At 40.8% G+C, this 21,335-nt stretch carries 24 protein-coding genes and 2 pseudogenes; 7 read left to right on the top strand and 19 right to left on the bottom strand.

Annotated elements, in window-relative coordinates; genetic code table 11:
• Positions 1 to 30 precede the first annotated feature (30 nt).
• Complete coding sequence (locus QFZ72_RS07470; protein WP_307431368.1) at positions 31 to 1,002, bottom strand: TIGR03943 family putative permease subunit; 972 nt, start codon at positions 1,000 to 1,002, stop codon at positions 31 to 33.
• Positions 1,003 to 1,021: 19 nt separating this feature from the next.
• Positions 1,022 to 2,029, bottom strand: coding sequence for a permease (locus QFZ72_RS07465; RefSeq protein ID WP_307431365.1), 1,008 nt, complete (start codon positions 2,027 to 2,029; stop codon positions 1,022 to 1,024).
• Between the two features lie 175 nt (positions 2,030 to 2,204).
• On the opposite strand from QFZ72_RS07465, the gene QFZ72_RS07460 reads away from it, so the two are divergent.
• Both QFZ72_RS07460 and folE2 read left to right on the top strand, forming a co-directional pair.
• Positions 2,205 to 3,362, top strand: a complete 1,158-nt coding sequence (locus QFZ72_RS07460) for an FAD/NAD(P)-binding protein (protein WP_307431363.1) — start codon at positions 2,205 to 2,207, stop codon at positions 3,360 to 3,362.
• Between the two features lie 87 nt (positions 3,363 to 3,449).
• Positions 3,450 to 4,352, top strand: a complete 903-nt coding sequence (gene folE2 / locus QFZ72_RS07455; protein ID WP_307431360.1) for a GTP cyclohydrolase FolE2 — start codon at positions 3,450 to 3,452, stop codon at positions 4,350 to 4,352.
• Positions 4,353 to 4,391: 39 nt separating this feature from the next.
• Here the strand turns inward: folE2 and rpsN are convergent, their stop codons facing one another.
• On the bottom strand, positions 4,392 to 4,661 hold the full coding sequence (gene rpsN / locus QFZ72_RS07450; protein WP_307431357.1) for a 30S ribosomal protein S14: 270 nt from the start codon (positions 4,659 to 4,661) through the stop codon (positions 4,392 to 4,394).
• 247 nt (positions 4,662 to 4,908) lie between these two features.
• On the opposite strand from rpsN, the gene QFZ72_RS07445 reads away from it, so the two are divergent.
• Both QFZ72_RS07445 and QFZ72_RS07440 read left to right on the top strand, forming a co-directional pair.
• Positions 4,909 to 5,079 carry a Fur-regulated basic protein FbpA gene (locus QFZ72_RS07445; protein WP_307431354.1) on the top strand — a complete coding sequence of 57 codons (171 nt, stop codon included), beginning with the start codon at positions 4,909 to 4,911 and terminating at the stop codon, positions 5,077 to 5,079.
• Positions 5,076 to 5,201, top strand: coding sequence for an FbpB family small basic protein (locus QFZ72_RS07440; protein WP_223437460.1), 126 nt, complete (start codon positions 5,076 to 5,078; stop codon positions 5,199 to 5,201). The genes QFZ72_RS07445 and QFZ72_RS07440 overlap by 4 nt, the downstream gene beginning before the upstream one ends.
• A 61-nt stretch (positions 5,202 to 5,262) precedes the next feature.
• Here QFZ72_RS07440 and purU read toward each other — a convergent pair whose 3' ends face one another.
• The 13 genes and pseudogenes from purU to QFZ72_RS07375 form a co-directional block, all read right to left on the bottom strand.
• Positions 5,263 to 6,114 carry a formyltetrahydrofolate deformylase gene (gene purU, locus QFZ72_RS07435; RefSeq protein WP_307431349.1) on the bottom strand — a complete coding sequence of 284 codons (852 nt, stop codon included), beginning with the start codon at positions 6,112 to 6,114 and terminating at the stop codon, positions 5,263 to 5,265.
• A 302-nt stretch (positions 6,115 to 6,416) separates the two neighbouring features.
• A pseudogene (locus QFZ72_RS07430) lies at positions 6,417 to 6,811 on the bottom strand (MATE family efflux transporter).
• Positions 6,804 to 7,496: pseudogene (locus QFZ72_RS07425) on the bottom strand (MATE family efflux transporter). The pseudogenes QFZ72_RS07430 and QFZ72_RS07425 overlap by 8 nt, the downstream one beginning before the upstream one ends.
• A 171-nt stretch (positions 7,497 to 7,667) precedes the next feature.
• Positions 7,668 to 8,252, bottom strand: a complete 585-nt coding sequence (locus QFZ72_RS07420; protein WP_307431347.1) for an ABC transporter ATP-binding protein — start codon at positions 8,250 to 8,252, stop codon at positions 7,668 to 7,670.
• Complete coding sequence (locus QFZ72_RS07415; RefSeq protein ID WP_307431344.1) at positions 8,218 to 8,433, bottom strand: ATP-binding cassette domain-containing protein; 216 nt, start codon at positions 8,431 to 8,433, stop codon at positions 8,218 to 8,220. The genes QFZ72_RS07420 and QFZ72_RS07415 overlap by 35 nt, the downstream gene beginning before the upstream one ends.
• Positions 8,420 to 9,454 carry an ABC transporter ATP-binding protein gene (locus QFZ72_RS07410; protein WP_307431342.1) on the bottom strand — a complete coding sequence of 345 codons (1,035 nt, stop codon included), beginning with the start codon at positions 9,452 to 9,454 and terminating at the stop codon, positions 8,420 to 8,422. The genes QFZ72_RS07415 and QFZ72_RS07410 overlap by 14 nt, the downstream gene beginning before the upstream one ends.
• A gap of 19 nt (positions 9,455 to 9,473) precedes the next feature.
• The gene (gene nikC, locus QFZ72_RS07405) at positions 9,474 to 10,280 is read right to left on the bottom strand and encodes a nickel transporter permease (RefSeq protein ID WP_373464671.1); all 807 of its coding nucleotides are present in this window, start codon (positions 10,278 to 10,280) and stop codon (positions 9,474 to 9,476) included.
• A gap of 44 nt (positions 10,281 to 10,324) precedes the next feature.
• On the bottom strand, positions 10,325 to 11,269 hold the full coding sequence (gene nikB, locus QFZ72_RS07400; RefSeq protein ID WP_307431339.1) for a nickel ABC transporter permease: 945 nt from the start codon (positions 11,267 to 11,269) through the stop codon (positions 10,325 to 10,327).
• 1 nt (position 11,270) lies between these two features.
• The gene (gene nikA, locus QFZ72_RS07395) at positions 11,271 to 12,842 is read right to left on the bottom strand and encodes a nickel ABC transporter substrate-binding protein (RefSeq protein ID WP_307431336.1); all 1,572 of its coding nucleotides are present in this window, start codon (positions 12,840 to 12,842) and stop codon (positions 11,271 to 11,273) included.
• A gap of 104 nt (positions 12,843 to 12,946) precedes the next feature.
• Positions 12,947 to 13,816: a DMT family transporter gene (locus tag QFZ72_RS07390; RefSeq protein WP_307431334.1), complete on the bottom strand. Its 870-nt coding sequence runs from the start codon at positions 13,814 to 13,816 to the stop codon at positions 12,947 to 12,949.
• Positions 13,816 to 15,114, bottom strand: a complete 1,299-nt coding sequence (locus tag QFZ72_RS07385; protein WP_307431331.1) for an opine metallophore biosynthesis dehydrogenase — start codon at positions 15,112 to 15,114, stop codon at positions 13,816 to 13,818. Before QFZ72_RS07385 ends, QFZ72_RS07390 begins: the two co-directional genes overlap by 1 nt.
• Positions 15,111 to 15,932 carry a nicotianamine synthase family protein gene (locus tag QFZ72_RS07380; protein WP_307431328.1) on the bottom strand — a complete coding sequence of 274 codons (822 nt, stop codon included), beginning with the start codon at positions 15,930 to 15,932 and terminating at the stop codon, positions 15,111 to 15,113. The genes QFZ72_RS07385 and QFZ72_RS07380 overlap by 4 nt, the downstream gene beginning before the upstream one ends.
• Before the next feature lie 133 nt (positions 15,933 to 16,065).
• Positions 16,066 to 16,539: an S-ribosylhomocysteine lyase gene (locus QFZ72_RS07375; RefSeq protein WP_070878755.1), complete on the bottom strand. Its 474-nt coding sequence runs from the start codon at positions 16,537 to 16,539 to the stop codon at positions 16,066 to 16,068.
• Positions 16,540 to 16,682: 143 nt separating this feature from the next.
• Here QFZ72_RS07375 and yidD point away from each other — a divergent pair, with 143 nt between their 5' ends.
• Positions 16,683 to 16,913, top strand: a complete 231-nt coding sequence (gene yidD, locus QFZ72_RS07370) for a membrane protein insertion efficiency factor YidD (RefSeq protein WP_307431323.1) — start codon at positions 16,683 to 16,685, stop codon at positions 16,911 to 16,913.
• On the opposite strand, the gene QFZ72_RS07365 is transcribed toward yidD, so the two are convergent.
• On the bottom strand, positions 16,901 to 17,464 hold the full coding sequence (locus QFZ72_RS07365; RefSeq protein ID WP_307431321.1) for a beta-class carbonic anhydrase: 564 nt from the start codon (positions 17,462 to 17,464) through the stop codon (positions 16,901 to 16,903). The genes yidD and QFZ72_RS07365 overlap by 13 nt on opposite strands.
• Before the next feature lie 131 nt (positions 17,465 to 17,595).
• Here QFZ72_RS07365 and QFZ72_RS07360 point away from each other — a divergent pair, with 131 nt between their 5' ends.
• Positions 17,596 to 18,774 carry a GTP-binding protein gene (locus QFZ72_RS07360; protein ID WP_307431318.1) on the top strand — a complete coding sequence of 393 codons (1,179 nt, stop codon included), beginning with the start codon at positions 17,596 to 17,598 and terminating at the stop codon, positions 18,772 to 18,774.
• Positions 18,775 to 18,896: 122 nt separating this feature from the next.
• Positions 18,897 to 19,934 (top strand): metal ABC transporter substrate-binding protein, encoded by a 1,038-nt coding sequence (locus tag QFZ72_RS07355; protein ID WP_307431316.1) that lies wholly within the window; start codon positions 18,897 to 18,899, stop codon positions 19,932 to 19,934.
• 46 nt (positions 19,935 to 19,980) lie between these two features.
• On the opposite strand, the gene QFZ72_RS07350 is transcribed toward QFZ72_RS07355, so the two are convergent.
• On the bottom strand, positions 19,981 to 20,907 hold the full coding sequence (locus QFZ72_RS07350) for a CobW family GTP-binding protein (protein WP_307431311.1): 927 nt from the start codon (positions 20,905 to 20,907) through the stop codon (positions 19,981 to 19,983).
• 91 nt (positions 20,908 to 20,998) lie between these two features.
• Entirely contained in the window at positions 20,999 to 21,241 is a 243-nt protein-coding gene (locus QFZ72_RS07345; RefSeq protein ID WP_101565756.1) for a type B 50S ribosomal protein L31, read from the bottom strand.
• Positions 21,242 to 21,335 lie beyond the last annotated feature (94 nt).

The following is a 21,335-nucleotide window of genomic DNA, read 5'->3' as shown; positions in this document are numbered from 1 at the left end:
GGGAAATGAAAATCCCGCTGGTTTTTTCTATTAATATTCCTCATAAACATAAGGTTCTTTTGGCTGTTCAATTTTTTCAATAGATTGGATCTCTACATTAGGAAGAACCCAGTCCTGGTATTTCACACTTTTAATGACACCGGAGACTTTCACCCACTCATCCTGCTGATATTTCTCTCCATCAGCAATCGAGGCAAGCGTTCCATATACAGATGCATCCGCAACACAGCACGATAGTCCGAACCGTGCTACCACGAATTGATCTTCTTTGAAGTCATCTTCCCTATAAACAAATCCGAGCATTTCTACTTCTTTACCGGAAAACTTTTCAGGGTTTTTATCCATAATGTTTGTCATGGCAATGTAATTCTCTTCTGTTAAAACAATTTTTTTCATCTTCAGCATTTTTGCTTCCAGCTCTTTATAGAATCCGTCTGGAGGAGCTTGGATTTGGAATCCGTCTGGATGTTCAAGAGGCACATCTGGACTGGAATCCGGCGATTGAGACTTTTCCTGAACTCTCTCTTCAAGCTGCTTCATATATTCATCAGGATCCTGTAAATAAAGATCGGCTAAGTCCTCATCCATTGGAGGCTCTTCACTTTTTGCTGTTTCTTGAGACTGGCTTAAGCCTGATTTAAAGCCGCGTTTTGCGGCAATCGAGCTGTCTAAAACCACATCAGGGAAGACAAATCCGGTCACAACCGGGAAGACAAACATGGAATAGATCATAATCGATTGAATCGGCGTGCTTTTCCCTGAATGATCAAAGCCGCAATTGCAGTATAATTCTTCTTCATTTTTACTGCCGCTTCTCCAAATCTGCACAACTCCCAAAAGCAAAAAGGTGATCACTGCAAAATAGATAAACGGCAGCATGCGGGGAGCAATAAAATTTTGAATATCTCCCGTTATGATCAGCTTAAAAAGGAGCATCGTAAACCCCATTAAGATAATTCCGCGCAGGTAGAGGTGAAAACGGTAATCTCTTTGTTTTTCCATTGCTTAAGAATTCCCTCCTTTATAAAATAAACTGCTGGTACACTAAGACGGACACATAAACGGCAGCCGTTACTATCCCAATAAATGCTGCAACGAACTTCACTCTGAAAAAGGCAAACAGCATGATCGTATTCTTTAAATCGACCATTGGACCGTACACGAGAAAAGCAAGCAGCGAGCCTGCAGTGAATGTTCCTCCGAATGAAGCGGCAACAAACGCATCAGCTTCTGAACAAAGTGAGAGAATATAGGCGAATGCCATCATAATTGCTGGTGATAAAAAGTCGCTCGAACCAAGTTCTGCAAGCATAGACCGATCCAAGAATGTCTGAAAAATACTCGCAATAAATGCTCCCAGAATCAGATATTTTCCCATTTCGAAAAACTCATCACTTGCATGGAAAAGCGTTTCCTTAAATTTGTTCACGCCTTTAACAGGCTCTGCTCCCGCACCTCTTCCAACCAATTCTTCTCTTGTCCACTTCAGCTGATCGCGGTTTTTGAAAAGTAGATACACAACGAATCCAACCAAGATGGAAACGACAAATGCGAGCCCCATCCGACCGTAAACAATTTCTTTTGAAGACTGGAAAGCATAATATGTAGATGCAAAGACGACCGGATTTAATATCGGAGCGGCAACTAAAAAGACAATTCCGACATGAAGCGGCATCCCTTTTTTAATTAAGCGTCTGACGATCGGGACAATCGCACACTCGCAAACAGGAAAAATAATGCCGAGCAGGGCCGCGGGAAAAAGAGCAATAATTGCGTTCTTCGGCAAAAACCGCTGAATCATTTCCTCTGATACAAACGATTGAATAAGAGCCGATACAAAAACGCCAAGCAAAATAAAAGGGATGGCCTCAAGCACGATGCTTAAGAAAATGGTATTTAAATTCAGAAATGCTTTTGGTGCATCAATCTGAAAATCTCCGAAATCTATGAAAATAAAAAGATAAATAAACAATCCTATTAATGCAAGAGCAAATGACTCTTTCACAATAGAAGAGGCTGGTTTTTTCATCATAAAACTCCAATCCTATTCTTTTCTCCTAGCATTATATCATACGGGGCTTGTCAATGAATTATGCAACTTGGTGACAAAATTTCTATCACTCTTGCAAGCAGTTCAATATTTCGGTACACTGTCTTTATTAAATCGTAATAATTACGTTTTGTAAACAGGAGTGATATTGGTTATGTACGACTGGATTATTATCGGAGGCGGAGTTCAAGGAGTGACAATAGCAACTTTTCTCCTTCAAAGCAAGAAAACCACAGCAAATAAAATTCGAATCATAGATCCCCATTCAAAACCGCTGGAAAACTGGGAGCGCTGTACAGGAGCCATATCTATGCCATATTTGCGCTCACCGTCTGTCCATCATATCGAAAGAAACCCCTTTGGACTTGAGAAGTTTGCTAAACAGAAGAATGATCAAGCATACTACGGCCGCTTTAAAAGACCTTCCATTGATCTGTTTAAAAAGCATTGTGATCATTTATTTCAGGATTTACATTTAGGGGAATGCTGGATTCAGGGGCGAGTCGGAAAAGTCTATAAAAGCGGAGAATCCTGGAAAGTTATAAATGAAGAAAGCAGGTGTTTTCATGCAAAGAATGTGGTCATTGCAATCGGTATTGGCGAACAGCCCCATTGGCCTGAGTGGGCTTTGGAATTAAAAGAAAAAATATCCGCCATCTATCATGTTTTTGATCAGGACCTCCATTTTGAAGCATTGAAAGGTCCGATTTCCGTTATAGGCGGCGGGATGACAGCCGCACACCTTGCCTGCAAGCTTGCATCTCTGTTCCCGGGTGAAGTCACAATGGTGAAAAGACACCCCTTCAGAGTGAACCTGTTTGACAGTGACCCTGGGTGGCTCGGCCCTAAAAGGCAGCGCGCTTTCAGGAATGATAGAAACTACATAAGCAGGCGCAGAAAAATTATTGAAGCGAGACACCGCGGCTCAATTACAAGGGATCTTCATATGAAGCTTCATCACCTGAAAAAACGAGGACAGCTGGAGTGGATAGATGAAGAAATTGAATCATTTAAAGCAGCTGACAATGGAGTTATACTTACTGCTGAATCAGGTCTTGAGGTATTCGCTGAATCTATCATTCTGGCTACAGGCTTTATACCTGCTCCTCCAGGAAAAGAATGGATTTCTCCCTTAATAAAAAGAGAAGAGCTAAAATGTGCGGAATGCGGATATCCTATTGTCTCAGAACATCTGGAATGGACAGAAGGCTTATACGTGACAGGAGCTTTAGCAGAACTTCAAATTGGACCAATTGCGAGAAATATATCAGGAGCAAGACAGGCTGCTGAACAAATTATATCCGGCATATGACGGGAAAATTTAAGCTTTAATAATTGCCGTTATCTATCTTTGTAAAGTATACTCTCTATTATTGAGGCACTTGAGAGGAGATCATCCATGATTAGAGAGATTACATTACCGCCGAAAAAAGAGAGACATAGACTCTTTGGCTCAGTAGAACCAGGTTTAAAAACGAAACCAACCGAAAAAGACAAAATGCCTGATCTGCAAAATTCAAAAAAAGATTTTCTTTTTCATATAAATGCAGTTGGAATCAGCAATGTGAAATATCCTGTTCGTATCCTATCTTCATTAAGCCCATTGGAGCAAACGACTGTTGCTACCTTTAAAATGACATCATCCATTTCTTACGAAGCTAAGGGCACAAACATGAGCCGTTTTACTGAGCAGCTTGAGAAGTACCGTTTAAATGGGGGATTCACTCTTTCCCTAACAGAGCTTTATGATTTTACTAAAGAGCTTGCCGGACGCCTTAAACAAAAGGATGCCGAAATTGAAGTTACCTTTCCATGGTTTTATGAGCGAAAGGGGCCAAGCTCTGAGCTTGCCGGCTTGAACCATGCAACTGCAGGCTTAAAAATTAAGTATGAAGAAGGAAAAGGGTTCACAGCCAGCGCAAAGCTTACTTGCGCAGTAACAACTCTTTGTCCATGCTCAAAAGAAATCAGTGAATACAGTGCCCATAATCAGCGCGGGTTTATCACGATGGATGTAGAATTCACGGAAGACTTTCGCGAGGAGCAGGACTGGAAAGAAGCGCTGCTTGCAGCTGCAGAAACAAATGCAAGTGCCATGATCCATCCCGTCCTAAAGCGCCCTGATGAAAAAATGGTAACAGAAACAGCCTATGAAAATCCGCGTTTCGTAGAAGATATGGTGCGATTAGTAGCAGCAGACCTTTATGAGCTTGATTTTGTGGCTGCCTTTCATGTCGAATGCCGAAATGAAGAATCCATTCATCTTCATGATGCAGTTGCAGAGCTTTCTTATCGAAAATAATAAAAGGCGGGTGATCATGCATCACCCGCCTTTTCATTCCTACCAGCTAGCTTTTTTCACTCCCGGGAGCTGTCCTTTGTGGGCATATTCTCTAAAAGCAATTCTTGAAAGCTTAAACTTGCGTATATATCCCCTCGGCCTTCCTGAGATTTCACAGCGATTCTTCAAGCGTGCGGGAGAGGAATCACGCGGCAGCTTCCTTAAAGCCTCCAAATCCCCCTCCTTTTTCAGCTGCGTTCTTAGTTCTCTATATTTTTCAACCATTTCCTGACGTTTCAGTTCTTTCACTACCTTTGCTTTCCTAGCCAATCTTCTCTTCCTTTCATTTACCAGGATGTTATGATAAGATAAATCGTAATGGTTACTATTTATATTTTAAACCATCTTTTCTTAAAAAACAAATTTTCTGGTTTTGTTTTTTTCATTTGGTGATATATATAATTAGAACCATTTTCGGCCTATAAGAATGAAAATACTTGCTTTGCATACTAAATGCAAGTATAATTTAGTTGAGAATGATTATCATAATCATTTATATTGAGGTGAACTTTTCTTTATGAAAACAACGATTCATGGAGCTGCTGAATCACGGAAAAATGAATTAATTGAACAGCTGCTTGATATGGGGATATATAGAACGGCAGAAGGCCAGCTTTATGAGCTCTGCGAAATTAAGCTTGAAAAGGAATTCAGCGACAGAATGCAGCGAAAGGGGAATAACGGATGAGAATTAAAAAGAAATCATTTAAGGAACTGGTTGAAGAAAATAAACAAACCATTTTAAATGATAAAATCCTGCTTGATAAAGTATACGAAAAAATCGATTTAAAGCAGAGTGTAAAGAAATAGACCCCTCTGCATCACACGCAAAAAATCCGCTCAGAGCGGATTTTTTGCATGATTCATTATCTTATGGAAACACCACAGTCTTGTTTTCATAAACAAGCACTTTATCATCTAAATGCCAGCCTACCGCTCTTGAAAGAACAAGCTTCTCGACATCTCTTCCAATTCTCTTTAAATCCTTAATCTGATAACGGTGACTGACACGCTCGACATCCTGTTCGATAATCGGACCCTGATCAAGTTCTTCTGTTACATAGTGCGCAGTAGCACCGATGATTTTCACACCGCGGTCATATGCCTGATTATACGGTTTCCCGCCGACGAATGCCGGGAGAAACGAATGATGAATATTGATGATTTGATTTTTATACTGCTCAATCATAACAGGCGGTATGATTTGCATGTAACGCGCAAGCACAACTGTATCCACATTGGCTTCTTCCAGTAATGAAAGATGGCGTTTAGCCGCTTCCTCCCTTGTATCCTTTGTTGCAGGTACATGATGATACGGAATGCCGTATGGCTTCACAATGTCTCTCATATCATCATGGTTGCTGACTACCATTGAGATTTCCGCAGACAGCTCTCCAAGCCGGAAACGCTGAAGAAGATCCTGCAGACAATGATCTTCTTTAGAAACAAAAATGGCAATTTTCTTTTTATCGCTGGCACAGGACATGCGCCATTTTATATGAAACGGTTCTGCTGTTTTTTCAAATCGGGTTCTGATCTCCTCAATCTTATCTTCAATCCCAAGCAGCTGAAATTCGATTCTCATAAAAAACAGACCGCCTACAGGATCTGTTGAATGCTGATCCGAATGAATAATATTGGCTCCCTCATCTGCTAAAAAACGTGAGACCGCAGCCACAATTCCAGGCCGGTCCTCACATGAAATCAATAATCTTCCTATCATGACAGCTTCCTCCTAATCCGCATTCTGTATCTCTTATGCGGACATATGTACAAACAATGAGAACAGTATACAGAAATAGCTGCTGCATCGCAACTGAATGATTTTCCAGTCAGGGTATTTTTTTAAGGTTTAAAGAGAATAGATTCTTTTATTCAGTCCAGGAATATACATGATCAGGAACAGAGATCTACCTATGCTGAACATAAAATAGAGAGCCACAAGCCGTGGTTTTCATAAATAGGCAAAAGAGACCATAAAGCAATCAGGTATACAAACAACGAATAGATCATGGAATTTCTCACTCACGCAGCAGAAGCAGCACCCGTAAACACTCCATAGAGAACAAGTCCTAAGGAAGCTGCTGCAGGATATACTAACAGCCAATTACCATATTCCGAAGCAAGTTCTGCAACCGGTTCTTTTCTGGTGAACAAACGAATAAGGGCTTCTTTAAACAAAAGATAAATGAAAGTGACAAAGAGAGCTGTGTAAATAGACCATTGAATAGAAAGGATAAGGTGTTTACAAACTCTTTCTTATCTTTGGCTCCGATTGCCCGCCCGCATAATATACTTGAAGCATTGGCAAACCCATCAAAGAAATAAGCCATTAAATAATGAATCTGAATTAAAATGGCATTTGCTGCAAGCATTTCTGTCCCGAAAGAAGCGACGAATTTTGTGAAGAGGTTAAACATAATCAGAAGACAGACAGTCCGAATAAATAAATCCCGATTTACATAAAGCATAGTCAGAACATCTCTCCATTTCGAATACCTCTGTTAATTCGCGAGATGGAAAGGAAAAGCTCTTTTTCCTGATGATCAGGAAAAAAACAACGATGACTAAAAAGATCTCCGCAATCAGAGTTGCCGCCGCACCCCCCTGTACTCCCCATAAAAATACTTGAACAAACAGGATATCCAGAATGATATTCAGTCCATTCATCCCTATCTGCAAATAGAAAGCCTCCTTAATTCTCGACAAACCCATCAGCCAGCCAAGGATAACATATTGAATTAATGCAAATGGCGCCCCCCATATTCGGATATCAATGTATTGCAGCGCATATTCCTTTACCTCATCAGCAGGTTCTATGATTGTCATGGCAAGGTCAGAAAGAGGATTTCTAAAAGAATAAATAGAATGCCGACAGCCATCGCCAATAGCAAAGGCCTAACCAGACTAAAGCCTCATTAACTTTTCATTCATGGCTCCGTGTGCCTGTGCCGTAAAGCCTGAAGTGCTGACTCTCAAGAATCCAAAAAGCCAGTACATCGTGTTAAACAGAACAGCCCCTACCGCCACTCCTCCAATATAAGCTGGATCAGAAAGCTGTCCGGCTACAGCCGTATCGACAGCTCCAATAAGAGCTGTAGTCATTGCAGAAAGAGTAAGGGGAATAGCAAGCATGATATATTTTTTATGATTCATAATGAACACCTCTACTTTCTTATCTGAAATAAAAAATCCCTTTTGATAAGGGATTTCAGCAAAACTATCTAAATAATCAACAATCATACATGAGCAGCAGATTCAGCCGCTGTTCTTCTCTCAGCTTTCCATTGCAGCTGCAATAAGTTTCCTTGTATAGGGGTGACGATTCTCTCCAAAAAGTTCATCTGCTGAAAAAAGATCAACAAGTGAACCTTCTTTAAGGACAGCAAATCGATCACACATATATCGAGCCGCTGCCATATCGTGAGAAATAAACAAATAAGACATATTAAATTCAGCTTTTAGAGATTTGAGGAGATTCAAAATCTGGGCTTGAATCGACACATCCAGGCTGGATGTCGGCTCATCACAGATCAGCAAGCTTGGCTGGAGGCTGATTCCTCTGGCGATTGCGACTCTTTGCCTTTGACCGCCGCTAAGCTGGTGAGGATATCTGTTCAGTAAGTCCTTCTGCAGGCCTACTTTACTCAAAAGGATTTCAGCCATCTTCTTTTTGTCCGCTCGAACCTCTATCAAAAAAGGAGGGACTGAATCCGGGAAATTTTCGAGTGGTTCGATGATTGTCTTCCAAATAGGAAGCTTCGGATTCAAAGAAGCAGAAGGATCCTGGAATACAACCTGCACATGACGTCTTGCCCTTCTCAGCTCACCTCTTTTTAAACACTGAAAAATCAGTACCATTTATAATAACTTCTCCTTCATCACACTGTGCAATTCCCAAAATCAGCTTTGCTAGCGTACTCTTCCCGCTTCCGCTTCCGCCAATGAGTCCAAGACACTCTCCTCGCGCCATATGAAAGGAAATATCCTTTAAAACAATCGTTGACTGATAGGATTTCGATACGTTTTTAACTTCTAACATTTGAATTCATTCCTTTTCCTGCTGCTGCATGACACGCTGCTGCATGTGAGTTCTCTGCTTCCTCAAATGCTGGAACGGCACTGCACTTTTCAAAGGCCATCGGGCACCTAAGTGAAAACGAACATCCGTTTGAGGCAACCAGTCCAGGATCACCCTGGATTGCAGCTAATCCCTTCGGCTCCTCTCTGCTTAATACAGGTCTTGCATTCAGCAGAAGCTTTGTATATGGGTGTTTAGGATTGTTTTTGATGCTTTTTGTGAATCCCTTTTCTGCAATTTGTCCCCCGTACATAACGGCCATAGAATCTGTTCTTTTTAACAAGTGCCCTAAATCATGAGAAATCAGCAATATCCCGCAGTTTAGCTCTTGTTGAAGCTGTACGAGCAAATCCAGAATAGATTCGCTTGTCAGAACATCCAGTGCTGTTGTCGGCTCATCAGCAATAATCAAGGCAGGTTCAAGCATGAGCGCAGATGCAAGGGAAGCCCTTTGAAGCTGGCCCCCGCTAAGCTGGTGAGGGTAGCTGCCAAAGATCCTTTCTGCAGGGAGCTGTACACGATTAAGCCACATAAGGGCTTTTTCTTTAGCTTCTTTTTTAGTTAACTCAAAATGGCTTCTAAGTGCTTCAGCAAGCTGCTTGCCTATTTTTATAAAAGGAGTAAAGCTGCCTTGATAATGCTGAAAGATATAAGCAATTTCCCTTCCGCGCAGTACTCTCAATTCCTTTTCGGAAAGGCCTTTAAGTTTTTTGCCGTATAGTGTGATTGAACCTTCCGAAACATAAAGCTCAGAAGGAAGCAATCCTAAAACAGCTAGAGCAGTTAAGCTTTTTCCGCTTCCGCTTTCCCCCGCAAGTCCAAGCATTTCTCCCCGCTTTAAAGTCAGATTCACCTTGTTCACAAGTTTTCTTTCACTAAAAAGCGATGAAATGGAGAGGTCCCTTATTTCAAGAAGAACAGCCTGATCAGCTGCCGATGAGTCTATATTTTGGATTTTTTCAAGTTCCATGACTGCATTCATGTTTCCCCGCCTCCCAGAGTTAGACACTTTTTACATCCAGCTTGTCTCTTAAACCTTCTCCTATTAAATTGCATGACAGCACAACAAAAAAAATGGCCAATCCGGGATAAATCATTAACTCGGGAAAGGTTTGAAAATACGGCCGGCCGTCATTTAACATCGCACCCCACTCCGGTGCAGGGGGCTGCGCGCCCAGTCCAAGATAGGAGAGAGAGGAAATAATCAAAATGACTTTTCCTACATCAAGTGCTGCAAGCACAAGAACTGGTGACAGAATTTGCGGAAGCAAATGCCTAATGATAATTTTCCATGTGGGACATCCTCCAACCTTAGCTGCCAGCACATATTCCTTTTCACGTTCTGATAAAATTATGCCCCTTACTACTCTTGTGTAGCTGATCCATTTCACAAGTACGACCGAAATCATCAAATTAACTAAGCTTGGACCCAGAAAGCCTGCAACGGCAATGGCTAAAATAAATTCAGGCAGTGCAATTAACCCGTCTGCCAGCCTCATTATAAATGAATCAACCCGACCTCCTATATATCCTGAAAGCAAACCAAATGGAATACCGATTAAAACAACGGTTGCAATAACAAGGGAGGTTATGCCGAGTGTAGCTTGAGATCCGATCACAAGTCTTGAAAAAATACACCTGCCCATGTGGTCCGTCCCAAGTGGATGAGTTAGACTTGGCGGGGAAAGACGCTCTGCCATATTCGCAGTTAAAGGATCATTCGGTAAAAGGAATGTTCCAAGAAGAGTAATAAGGACAATGATAGATAGAGAGATGATCCCTATCCATGTCAGCGTTGCTGAATTCATTCTATATGCACCCCGCATATTCTTTTTCCAAGTTAAAGAGACCTTCAACCAGTCTTCCCCCTTTCCTGATTTATTCTCGGATCAATAAGCTGGTAGGATAAATCAACGAGCAAATTCACGACAACAACAAAAACACCCGTTAAAAGTACATATCCCTGAATAAGGGGATAATCGCGGCTGAAAATTGCATCAACAGCCATGCTGCCAAGGCCTGGCCACGAAAATAAGATCTCTATGACCACCGCTCCTCCAAGCAGGCTGCCCGCGCTTAATCCAAAGACCGTTATGACCGGAAGAAGTGCTGCTCTAAAAGCATGAAACCAGAGGATTCTCCATTCCTTCACTCCTCTTGCCCGAGCTGCTTGAATGTAGTCTTCCGAAAATGTGTTAAGCAGTCCTGATCTGATGAGTCTTGAATATACTGCTGCCAAAGAGAGCCCGAGGGCCAGGGAGGGCAAGATCATTTGAGGCAATGTGCCAAACCCTGCAGAAGGAAGAAGCCCAAGTTTGAAAGCAAAAAAATAAATAAACATCAAGCCAAGCCAAAAGCTTGGAATAGATGCTCCAATAAGGGCAAACACTCTGCTGATATGATCAGGCCATTTGCCTTGATTACGGGCAGAAAGAATCCCAAGGGGAACTGAAATAGACACCATGACGAGCAGGGCGAAAGCAGTAAGCTGCAGGGTGACCGGCAAACGATCCATCATTTCATCCCACACAGGTTTCCCGCTCATATAAGATGTGCCAAGATCAAGCTTCACTATTCCAAGCATCCACTGTCCATACTGTTTATAAAGAGGCTGATCAAAGCCAAGTTCCGTACGGAGCCTGGCCTGATCCTCCTGTGTCACCATCATTTCATCTGCATTCAGAATGGACAGAACCGGGTCACCCGGCGCAAGCTTCATTAAGCTGAATGTAAAAATAGATAAAAGGAAGATTACCATCACTAATTGAAGAAGTCTTTTTTTTATAAGAAGAAGCACGTCATTCCACATCCATTGTATGGGTTAATATGTAATACTCCTCCGCTGTAGGCTTCCAGTTTATGATTCTGTCACTCATCCCGATAAGAATATTAGGATACACAGCGTAGCTGTGAAGAGCATTCTTATTAATAAGAGCTGCTGCCTCCTGAGTAATTTTCGTTCTCTCCTCTAAATCCTCAGTGCGATTCAGCTTATTAATAACATCAGTCAATTCTCCATTACTAATTTTCCCGACATTTAGTGCACCTGTTTCTGTGAATGCAGTGTTCAGGAAGTAGCTGCCGTCTCCTCGCGGTGAAGTATTATTACTGTAAGTAGCCAAATCCCAATCTGTATGTTCAGCTAAATGAGCATCTGCATTTTCTACTGTTTTTACGTCAATATCAATGCCTGCTTTTGCTGCATCTGATTGTAGCAGCTGTGCTATTAATGGCAGCTCAGGTCTTGTTTTATAAGTAATCAATTCAAGCTTAAGCAGTTTTCCGCCCTTTTCCATTTTGCCGTCAGAATTTTCTTTATAGCCAGCATCAGCAAGGAGCTCTTTTGCTTTTTCAACGTCTAATTCCTTTACTTCATCCTTAATTCCAAATGGCAGTGTACTGTTAAATGGTCCGTTCGCAGGTATGGCATGCCCTAGCATTATGTCTTCTGCTATGCTTTTGCGGTCGATGAGAACATTTAGAGCTTCTCTGACCTTAAGATCTGATACGTTTGGACTTTTTTGGTTGTAAAGAATAATATGCGATCTTAGGCCGGGTACTGATTCGACTTTTAAAGTTTCGTCCTTTTCAATTGCCTCTAGTCCCTCAGCCGGCAGATTATAAACTACATCGGCCTCTTTGGATTGCAGAGCAAGCGCCCGGACATTAGCATCTTCATTAAATTTTATGACAGCTTCTTTTATCTTTGGCTTGCCTGCCCAATAGCTGTTATTTCTCTCTACAATCACTTCCTGATTCGGCGTGAATTTCTTCACTTTAAACGGCCCCGTTCCAACTGGCGCATTTTTAAATGCTTCTTTTCCCATTTTTTTTTCAGAAGCTGCATGAACAATGGATGTATAAGGATTTACCAGTTCAGAAGGTAAAGCAGGATAGGGCTCTGCAGTCGTAATAGTCAGCGTCTGCTCTTGTGCCTCCATTGATTTGATTTTCAATGAGGCACTAAGGGATTCGTTTGCTTCCATACTTTTACCAAGAGATTCTTGAACAGCTTTTGCATCAAGCTTTGCCCCGTTCTGAAAGGTAATGCCCTCTCGAATCGTAAATACCCATTTCGTGTTATCCGAGGTTTCCCACTTTTCTGCGAGCCAGCCTTCAATGTTTGAATCTTTATCGAGCTTAAGCAGTGTTTCTGTTACACCTGCACGAATCGGTGTAAAAACGTTATGCGGATCCATGTCAGCTGATTTAAAGCTAAAAATCAGGTTTACCTTCTTATCTGTTTCTCCTGATTTTTCTCCGCCGGTCTGTGATGAGCTGCTATCAGATGAACAGCCGGCTGCAGTAAGAATCCCTAAGCCCAATAATAGTGAAAGGATTTTTTTTGTCCTATGAATCTTCTTTTTCATTTCATCAGCCATCCTTATGTAAAATTATTAATTCGTAACAATTACGATTTAAACTCTAAATATTGCGTTTCAAATCCATATAAGTCAATTTATTTTTTTAATACTTATCCCTTAGCAAGTCCGGAATTTACTGTATCCAATTTTCTCTTTTTTATAGAAAGTATGATACATGCAGCAATAATCAGTGTGCCTCCTATAATCGTATAAGCATCTGGCACCTCAGTCCAAAATAAAAAGCCCCACAGCGCATTAAAGACAATTCCTATATATCTTGTAACCTCCACAACTACAATGTTCTCATGCGTGAAGGCTTTGGTAAGAAAGATCTGGCCAAGCAGGGAAACAACCCCGATGCATGCCAAATAAAAGAATTCAAGAGGCGTCGGGATCACAAAGCTGTTCCACATTAGCGGAATCGAAAGAATGGTGCCCGCTGCAAGAAAATAAAACACAATTTCATAGGAATGATGCAGCTTACTTAAATAACGGATAGAAGCAGCTGCCCCTGCTGCAAACAAAGCACTCAAAACCCCTGCAAGTGCATAGATGGAATAGGAGGAATAATGAAACGGCTTCACAAGTAAAATAGCTCCGATAAAAACAAGCGGCAAAATATAAAACGTACTTTTTGATACCTTCTCTTTTAAAAATGCAGCAGATAAAATGATCGCAAATATCGTTGATAAATGGGCTAGTATACTTGCATCAGCGAGCGGTATTTTAGATATGGCATAAAAATAGGCATATAAATACAGGGCACCGAGAAGACCTCTTATAATAAGCATCCGCACTCCTTTTTTAGAAAAAGCAACCTTGCTTTGCCTCATCATGACAAAGATAATGGCTGTTCCGATGATGCTCCTGAAAAACATCACTTCTGCTGCAGGAATGTTTAGACTGACGGTTTTTACAAGGGCATTCATGATGCTGAAAACGAAAGAAGCGAGAATCGAGAGGATGACTCCGTTTTTCATCATAGCTTCCTCCTTCCATGACCTGAAAAGAGCCGGCTTTCGATTGTTCTGTCAAAATTAGAGTACTCCTCTTGTGTCTTCTCGGCAAAACCGTTCACTTCCGCTACAAACGTCTCTATGAGCGCTAAAGCATGAGGCATTTCTATTCCGGCAGCTTTGCCAAGCTCATAGATCCCTTTCAATTTCCTATAATCTTCAAGCGGTATTCTTGGGATAGCCCATCTTCCCCTGATGTCCTTTTCAGCTTGCTTAAAAGGAACAGCTGAAAAATCAAAATATCTCCCGTATTCATCCGGCCTGGAAAAAGGATCGATCAAAATGGCTGAATATCTGATGTATAAGAGATATTCCTGCTTCATCTCACTGAAGGTCTGAAACTGCTCAATGTCTTCCCGTGACAGAGTCTCATTATGAACAGGATAATTGTCATCGTTTAAAAACTGAAGAAGATTAATCGGCTTCGCGCCAAAATACTCAACCACTTCGGATATCTCTTTCCAAAGCTTCACCATCACACGGATGGAATGCTGCGTAATGGGTCCTTCGGGATATAGTTTGTACATGGACTTGAGTGACTGATTTTCCGTTAAAATCTGCTTCATTGCAAATGAATTCATGAAAAAAGGAGGGTGTACATAGGTTGTGACATTTCTGCTTTCCGCTTCAATCGGTGCTGAAACGATTCTGGCTTCTACTCTTAGACTTTCAATAAACTTGGATACAGAATGAATATGTCCGCTTTTTTTGTTGGATGAAGCGAGATAGATACGTTTTTTTAAAGCTTTAGTCCGGACATTTATACCGTCTTCTTCGTATTTTGTCGCTCCGTAATAGGCAGACATACTAATCAATTCAATCTCTTTTAATTCTTCTTGAAAATGACGGCCGATTAATATGTTCGATCCGATTCCGGGAGAAAGGAAAATAATCTTATTCAGCCTAGTTAATTTCCTGCTAAACAGCTGGTTCAGGACTTCAACATAGCTGTCACTTGGTGTACAGATGATCAGTGTTTCCCATATATCATCTATCACGCGGTAGTCACCGTAAAAAATATCAAGCTTTGCTTCGCCATCCAAAGCAGCATTCGCTTCTGTCAAATACCTGGACTTCACGATTTTTCCATTCTGATTAAAATAGTTGATTAAACGGGCTGTATGAGCTCCTGGACGGTTAACCAGCCCAAGCTTGTCAGTCCAGCCATTTGCGGCTTGAACGGCAATATTAATGGCAGCGGGTCCTGCTCCGGCGATTAATGTATTTCCGAAAGGCGCTGCGATAAAGTTATGTAATGTCATAAGTAGTCTAAATCCTTTCCATTCACGCCTGTCATGCCTCTTTTTAAAACGAGAGTATCGTAAAAGTGATTCTTTTGTTCAACTTTTTCCTGATTCCATTCGGCTGATAATGTGAAATCAAAAGGATAATTAAAGATGGATTTCAAGCCATTTCCATAGCGGATAATCACTTTGGCTCCTTCAGGAAGCAATGATTTTAGCTCTTCTAGAATCAATGCTTTTTCCTGTACGAGGGAGGCTATAATGACATGCGTGGCATTTCTGAGAACAGGTACTTGGGAAACCGGATGCTGTGTAAAGGTGACAGCAGACTCGAGTCCTGTTATCACTGCGATGTTCTTTCCCATTTCAACTGCTTCAGCGTCGATATCCAGGCATGTAATCTGAGCCCCTGTCTCCTTGGCGATTGTAAGTGCAGAAAGAGGAAAAGCTCCTGATCCTATAAAGACAACATTCGAGCACTCTGTAATCCCAAAGCTGTCTAATTCCTTTTTAACTGAGTCTGAAAGAGAAAGTAGATACTCTGATGCATCCATTTCTTGATTAGCCGTACAGGCAGACTGATATTTTTCCAGCGTACTGATGGCTTTTGCAGATGTTTCCCTAAGTATTTCAGAACATTTTCTGATATCCGGATCCTCTCCCCATAACCGCCACTCCGTGTCATTTTTTTCATCCACTACAAATTTTGAAAGATCATCAAGCTTATCTGTGAGGAGCCGGAAACAATAGTCGCTTTCTTTTATGTAGTCAGAAAGCTCTGCAATTTCATGCTGCAGCATCTTAATAGAAAATAAAAACGCATACTTATCGCTCAAATAATAACCCTCCTTATAAATCGTAATGATTACGTTTTGAAGTGTATCATTTTCCGCTCTCCTCCGTCAATCAGGTAAAAATACTCAAAAAAACAGGCCCTCTGAATGAAGGCCTGCTTTTACTTTATAGCGATTAACCAAATACTTTTGCCAATTCTTTTTTATCCTGATCAAGCCAGAAGCGCATTAAACGCTTCGCTCCTTCTAAATCGTGCAGCTTTGCCTGTCCGCATTGCTTTTCGTTTGCTGCAGGAATTTCAGTTATCTCAATAGCATCTTTAAGTGTGTCATCTAATAGATCAATGATTTCTTCCACCGTCGGCTCACCGCTTACGACAAGGTAATAGCCTGTCTGGCATCCCATTGGAGAAATGTCGATAATATCAAAGTGATCGTATTTTTCTGAATGAGTGCGGATATTGAATGCCAGTAAATGCTCCAATGTGTGGATTACATCTGGTTTCATTGCCTGCTTGTTCGGCTGGCAAAAACGAATATCAAATTTATTCACAAGTCCATCGCTTCCTACTTTGTGTACGCCGCAATGTCTGACATAAGGTGCCTTTACTGCATTATGATCCAAATCAAAACTTTCAACTGATGGCATAACTACCACTCCTTAATAAGACTTCTTTATTCATCATACAATTAATTCCGATAAAATTCATCTATTTTATCCGAATTAATTCTTCCAATTTTAACTTCTTCTCTTCTTGCAGTATACTTAAGGCATATGAAGAGGTGACATTTATGAAACAGCTATTGATTGCACTTATACGTTTTTACCAAAAATTTATTTCTCCGCTGAAGCCGCCGTCCTGCCGGTTTTATCCGACATGTTCTCATTACGGCCTGGAATCAGTTAAGAGATTCGGCGCACTTAAAGGCGGATATTTGACTGTTAAACGGATCTTGAAATGCCAGCCCTTTCATCCGGGAGGATTTGACCCTGTACCTGAAAAAAAGGATCAGTCCAGGTAGCCGTCTGCTACAAGGTCCAATTTTCCCGTTGACGGGTCGATAATCAATCCATGTACAGGTACATCATTTGGAAGCAGTGGATGGTTACGGATAACGCTCACACTATGTTTTACACTTTCTTCCACGTTATCAAACCCTTTAAGCCATTCTTCTAAATGAATGCCTGAATAATTCAGGGTGTCAATTTTATCCTGGGAGATTCCGCGTTTCAAGGCTTTCTCAAGAAAAGAATCCGGATTAAGGCTGCTCATTCCGCAATCATAGTGGCCGACTACACATACTTCATCTGCCCCAAGTTCCATGACCGCTACCAGAATACTTCTCATGATGCTGCCGAAAGGATGAGCTACAATCGCGCCGGCACTTTTCACAATTTTAACATCGCCATTTTTTATATTCATGGCCTGGGGAAGCAATTCTACAAGCCGAGTATCCATACAGGATAAAATAACCAGCTTTTTGTCAGGAAATTTGGTGGTCTGGAACTTTTCGTAGTCTCGTTTTTCTACAAACTGGGTGTTATGCTCAATAATCTCATCTAACAATCTCATCTGCTATTCTCCTTATAAATCATTTTTTTATTTAATATATCACAACACTTGTTTTTTTTGTTAGTTTTGCTATATGATGTTTTTTGTAAATCGCAATCATTATTATTTATATTATACAGGAGGAATTTTTCATGATAGACCAAATACCCGTCACCGTGCTGAGCGGATACTTAGGAGCAGGCAAGACAACCCTTTTAAAACACATTCTTGAGAATAAAGAAGGCCGACGAATGGCTGTCATTGTAAACGATATGAGCGAAATTAATATTGATGCAAGCTTAATTAAACAAAATCCCATCAGCAGGACCGAAGAAAAATTGGTTGAGATGCAAAATGGCTGCATTTGCTGTACCCTTCGCGAAGATTTAATGGTGGAAGTAGAGCGCCTTGTTAAGAATGGCGATATTGATTACATTGTGATCGAATCATCAGGCATCAGTGAGCCTGTGCCAGTAGCCCAAACATTTACGTATATTGATGAAGAAGTCGGCATTGATCTTTCGCAAACCTGCCGTTTGGATACAATGGTGACGGTTGTTGACGGCAATCGCTTCTGGGAAGACTACTCCTCAGGCGAAAATCTTCTTGACCGCAAGCATGGAACAGATGAAAACGACACTAGAGAAGTGATTGATTTGTTAATTGATCAAATTGAATTTGCCAATGTGCTTTTATTGAATAAGACCGACCTTTTAAACGAAGAAGACATTGATGAATTATATGGGGTTCTTAGGAAACTGAATCCGGATGCCAAGATCCTGAAAACAGCATTCAGCAAAGTACCCCTATCGGAAATACTAAACACAAAGAGCTTTGATTTTGAAGAAGCAAGTCAGTCTGCGGGTTGGATAAAGGAATTAAATGAAGAGCATACCCCTGAAACAGAAGAGTATGGAATTTCTTCCTTTGTCTACAGAAGACAAAAGCCCTTTCACCCTGAGCGCTTTATGAACTGGCTAGAAAATTGGCCTGCTGATGTTGTTCGGGCAAAAGGATTTTTCTGGATCGCTACTAGAAATGACACGACAGGGCTTCTTTCACAGGCTGGTACGTCCATCATGATTCAAGGTGCAGGAGAATGGGTTGCCTCTTACTCAGAAGAAGAACAAAGACAAACGTTGACAGAAGAACCTGAACTGCTTGAACGCTGGGATGAAACATTTGGAGACCGCATGACTGAACTCGTTTTTATCGGAATTGATCTTTCAAAAGATGAAGTAGAGACCTCTCTTGACGGCTGTCTTCTGACGGATGAAGAAATGGCATCAGATTGGTCTGTGTTAAAAGATCCCCTGCCTGCCTTTTCATAATTATTTGAATCCTTTTTCTTTTTCGGACTGAATTTTCCTGGTTCTCAAATCGTAAGTATTACGATATAATGTGAAAGGACATATTGAAATTAATTAAATACCACATATATAAGGAGTAAATGATGAAAAAAACAGGACTGACAATGGCACTTGCGCTAATGCTTGGAACGGCACTTGCAGGGTGTGCAGAAAATGATCAAAATACAAAGATTAACGGTGAAGACAAGCTGAAGGTTTATACAACCATCTTCCCTGTTCAGGACTTTACAAAGAAAATTGGCGGCGATGCTGTTGAAGTGGAAAGCATTTATCCTGCAAATGCAGATGCTCATACATTTGAACCATCTACAAAAGATATGGTAGCTATGTCAGAGGGAGACGCATTTATTTATTCAGGCGTTGGTCTAGAAGGCTTCGCTGAAAAAGCAACCGAAACCCTAAAGTCTGAAAAAGTAAAAATCATTAAAGCAGGTGATGGCATTGAGCTTGCTGAAGCTTCACATGATGAAGAAAATCATGAGGAGCATGCAGATGAGGAAAGCCATGATGAGCACGCTGATGAAGAAGATCATGCTGAGCATGCGGATGAGGAAAGCCATGATGAGCACGCTGATGGTGATGCTCATGATCACGGAGATAAGGATCCGCATATTTGGCTGGATCCTGCCCTCTCCATTCAAATGGCTGAAAACATTAAAAATGGATTAATTGAGCTTCAGCCAGAATCTAAAGATAAGTTTGAAAAGAATTTTAAAACACTAAAATCAGATTTAGAAAAATTGGATGCCGATTATAAAGAAACAATTGATGCTGCAGACAAAAAAGAAATTTTGGTTTCACATGCCGCATACGGCTACTGGGAGGAGCGCTACGGCATTCAACAAATCAGCGTTCTCGGGTTATCGCCAACTCAGGAGCCATCACAAAAGCAGCTTCAATCCATTATCGAAACAGCAATAGAACATAATTTAAACTATATTATTTTTGAAAACAACGTAAACAGCAAAATCGCAGATATCGTAAAGACAGAAATTGGAGCGGAGAGCCTGACCCTGTCTAATCTTGAGTCAATCTCTGAAGAAGATGCCAAAAACAATGAGGACTACTTCAGTTTAATGGAACGAAATTTGGAAACACTTAGGACAGCATTATCGAAGTAAAAGGAACTACCGGCCTAGTTTGGCCGGTAGTTTTTATATGGATATTTTACTGAAAAGACTGATTAAATGACGTTCTGATCTCTTCAGCATTCAAATTCTGTCCGATCAAAATCAAGACCGTGTTCTCTGTATCTATTTTAGTATCGGAAAGAACGGCTTTTTTTGCAGCAAACTGCATTTCCCGCGGATCACTTTCTCCCTCAATGAGCAGATAGCCTTTTGCACGGATCAGTCCATTTATTCCTTTCAGCCATGTTTCAAGCTTTTTCAGCCGAACAGCTGGAAGGGCTGTTATTTTTACGGTTCCTATAGAATGATGATGGTGATGATGCCCTGCTTCATCTGTCAGGTTTACAAGACTTTGCCTTTGCTCAGCAAGCTTTTCAAATGGAACATCACCGTATGAGGCTGCTAGTACTTCAACACCGGGAGAGATCACTTTTTCAATTTTATGTCTCACTTTTTTTTGTTCTTTTTCATTAACAATGTCTATTTTATTAAGAATGATAAAATCTGATGAAATAATTTGTTCTTTTAAAAGAGATCGGATTTCCTTAGAGCTTGCAAACATGCTTTGATAATCAAGATAGTGGCTTGTATCAACAATTCCGATCATTGACATAAGTTTAAATTCCTCAATCAGTTCTCTAGACAGCAGGATATCTTTTATCTCTAATGGATTGGCTACTCCCGTCCCCTCAATTAAAAGCACATCCACTTCTTCGCCTTCTAAAAAACCTTTGAGTGTAGTTACGAGGTCATCCTGAATGGTACAGCAAATGCATCCATTTAATAGTTCATGAACATTTAGATCCTCAAATAAATGCTTTTCAACATTTTCATCGCCAAGTTCATTTAAAATAATGCCGACTTGTTTTCCTCTCTTTTTAAACTCATCGGCCATCTTGCCTAAAACTGTCGTTTTTCCGCTGCCTAAAAAACCGCTGATGGTGTATACAGGTATTCTTTTCATGTTCAAGCCTCCTCTATATGTAAGAGTATCAAGTTTTGCAGTCATAAAAAAGATGCCCGGGAACAATTTGTTCCCAGGCCCCTTTGATGGATTACATATTGTATTTTTTCTTAAAGCGCTCTGCTCGTCCATCGCGGTCTGCGAATTTTTGACGGCCTGTGTAGAATGGATGCGTATCTGAGCTTACTTCTATTTTAATAAGAGGATAGGTATTGCCATCTTCCCATTCTGTTGTTTCGTTTGATTTCATTGTTGATCCGCTCAAGAATTTAAACCCGCTGTTTGTGTCCATATAAACAACTTTATGATAATCCGGATGGATTCCTTGTTTCATTGTAAAGCACTCCCTTAATCGTAATTATTACGTTTTATATATTACATGGTTTGTCCTTGTTTGTCAATGTAAGTGAATGGCTTAGAATTCGATT

This window comes from Bacillus sp. V2I10, from assembly GCF_030817055.1.
Lineage (GTDB): Bacteria > Bacillota > Bacilli > Bacillales > Bacillaceae > Bacillus_P.
This window is presented reverse-complemented; position numbering and strand designations above follow the sequence as displayed.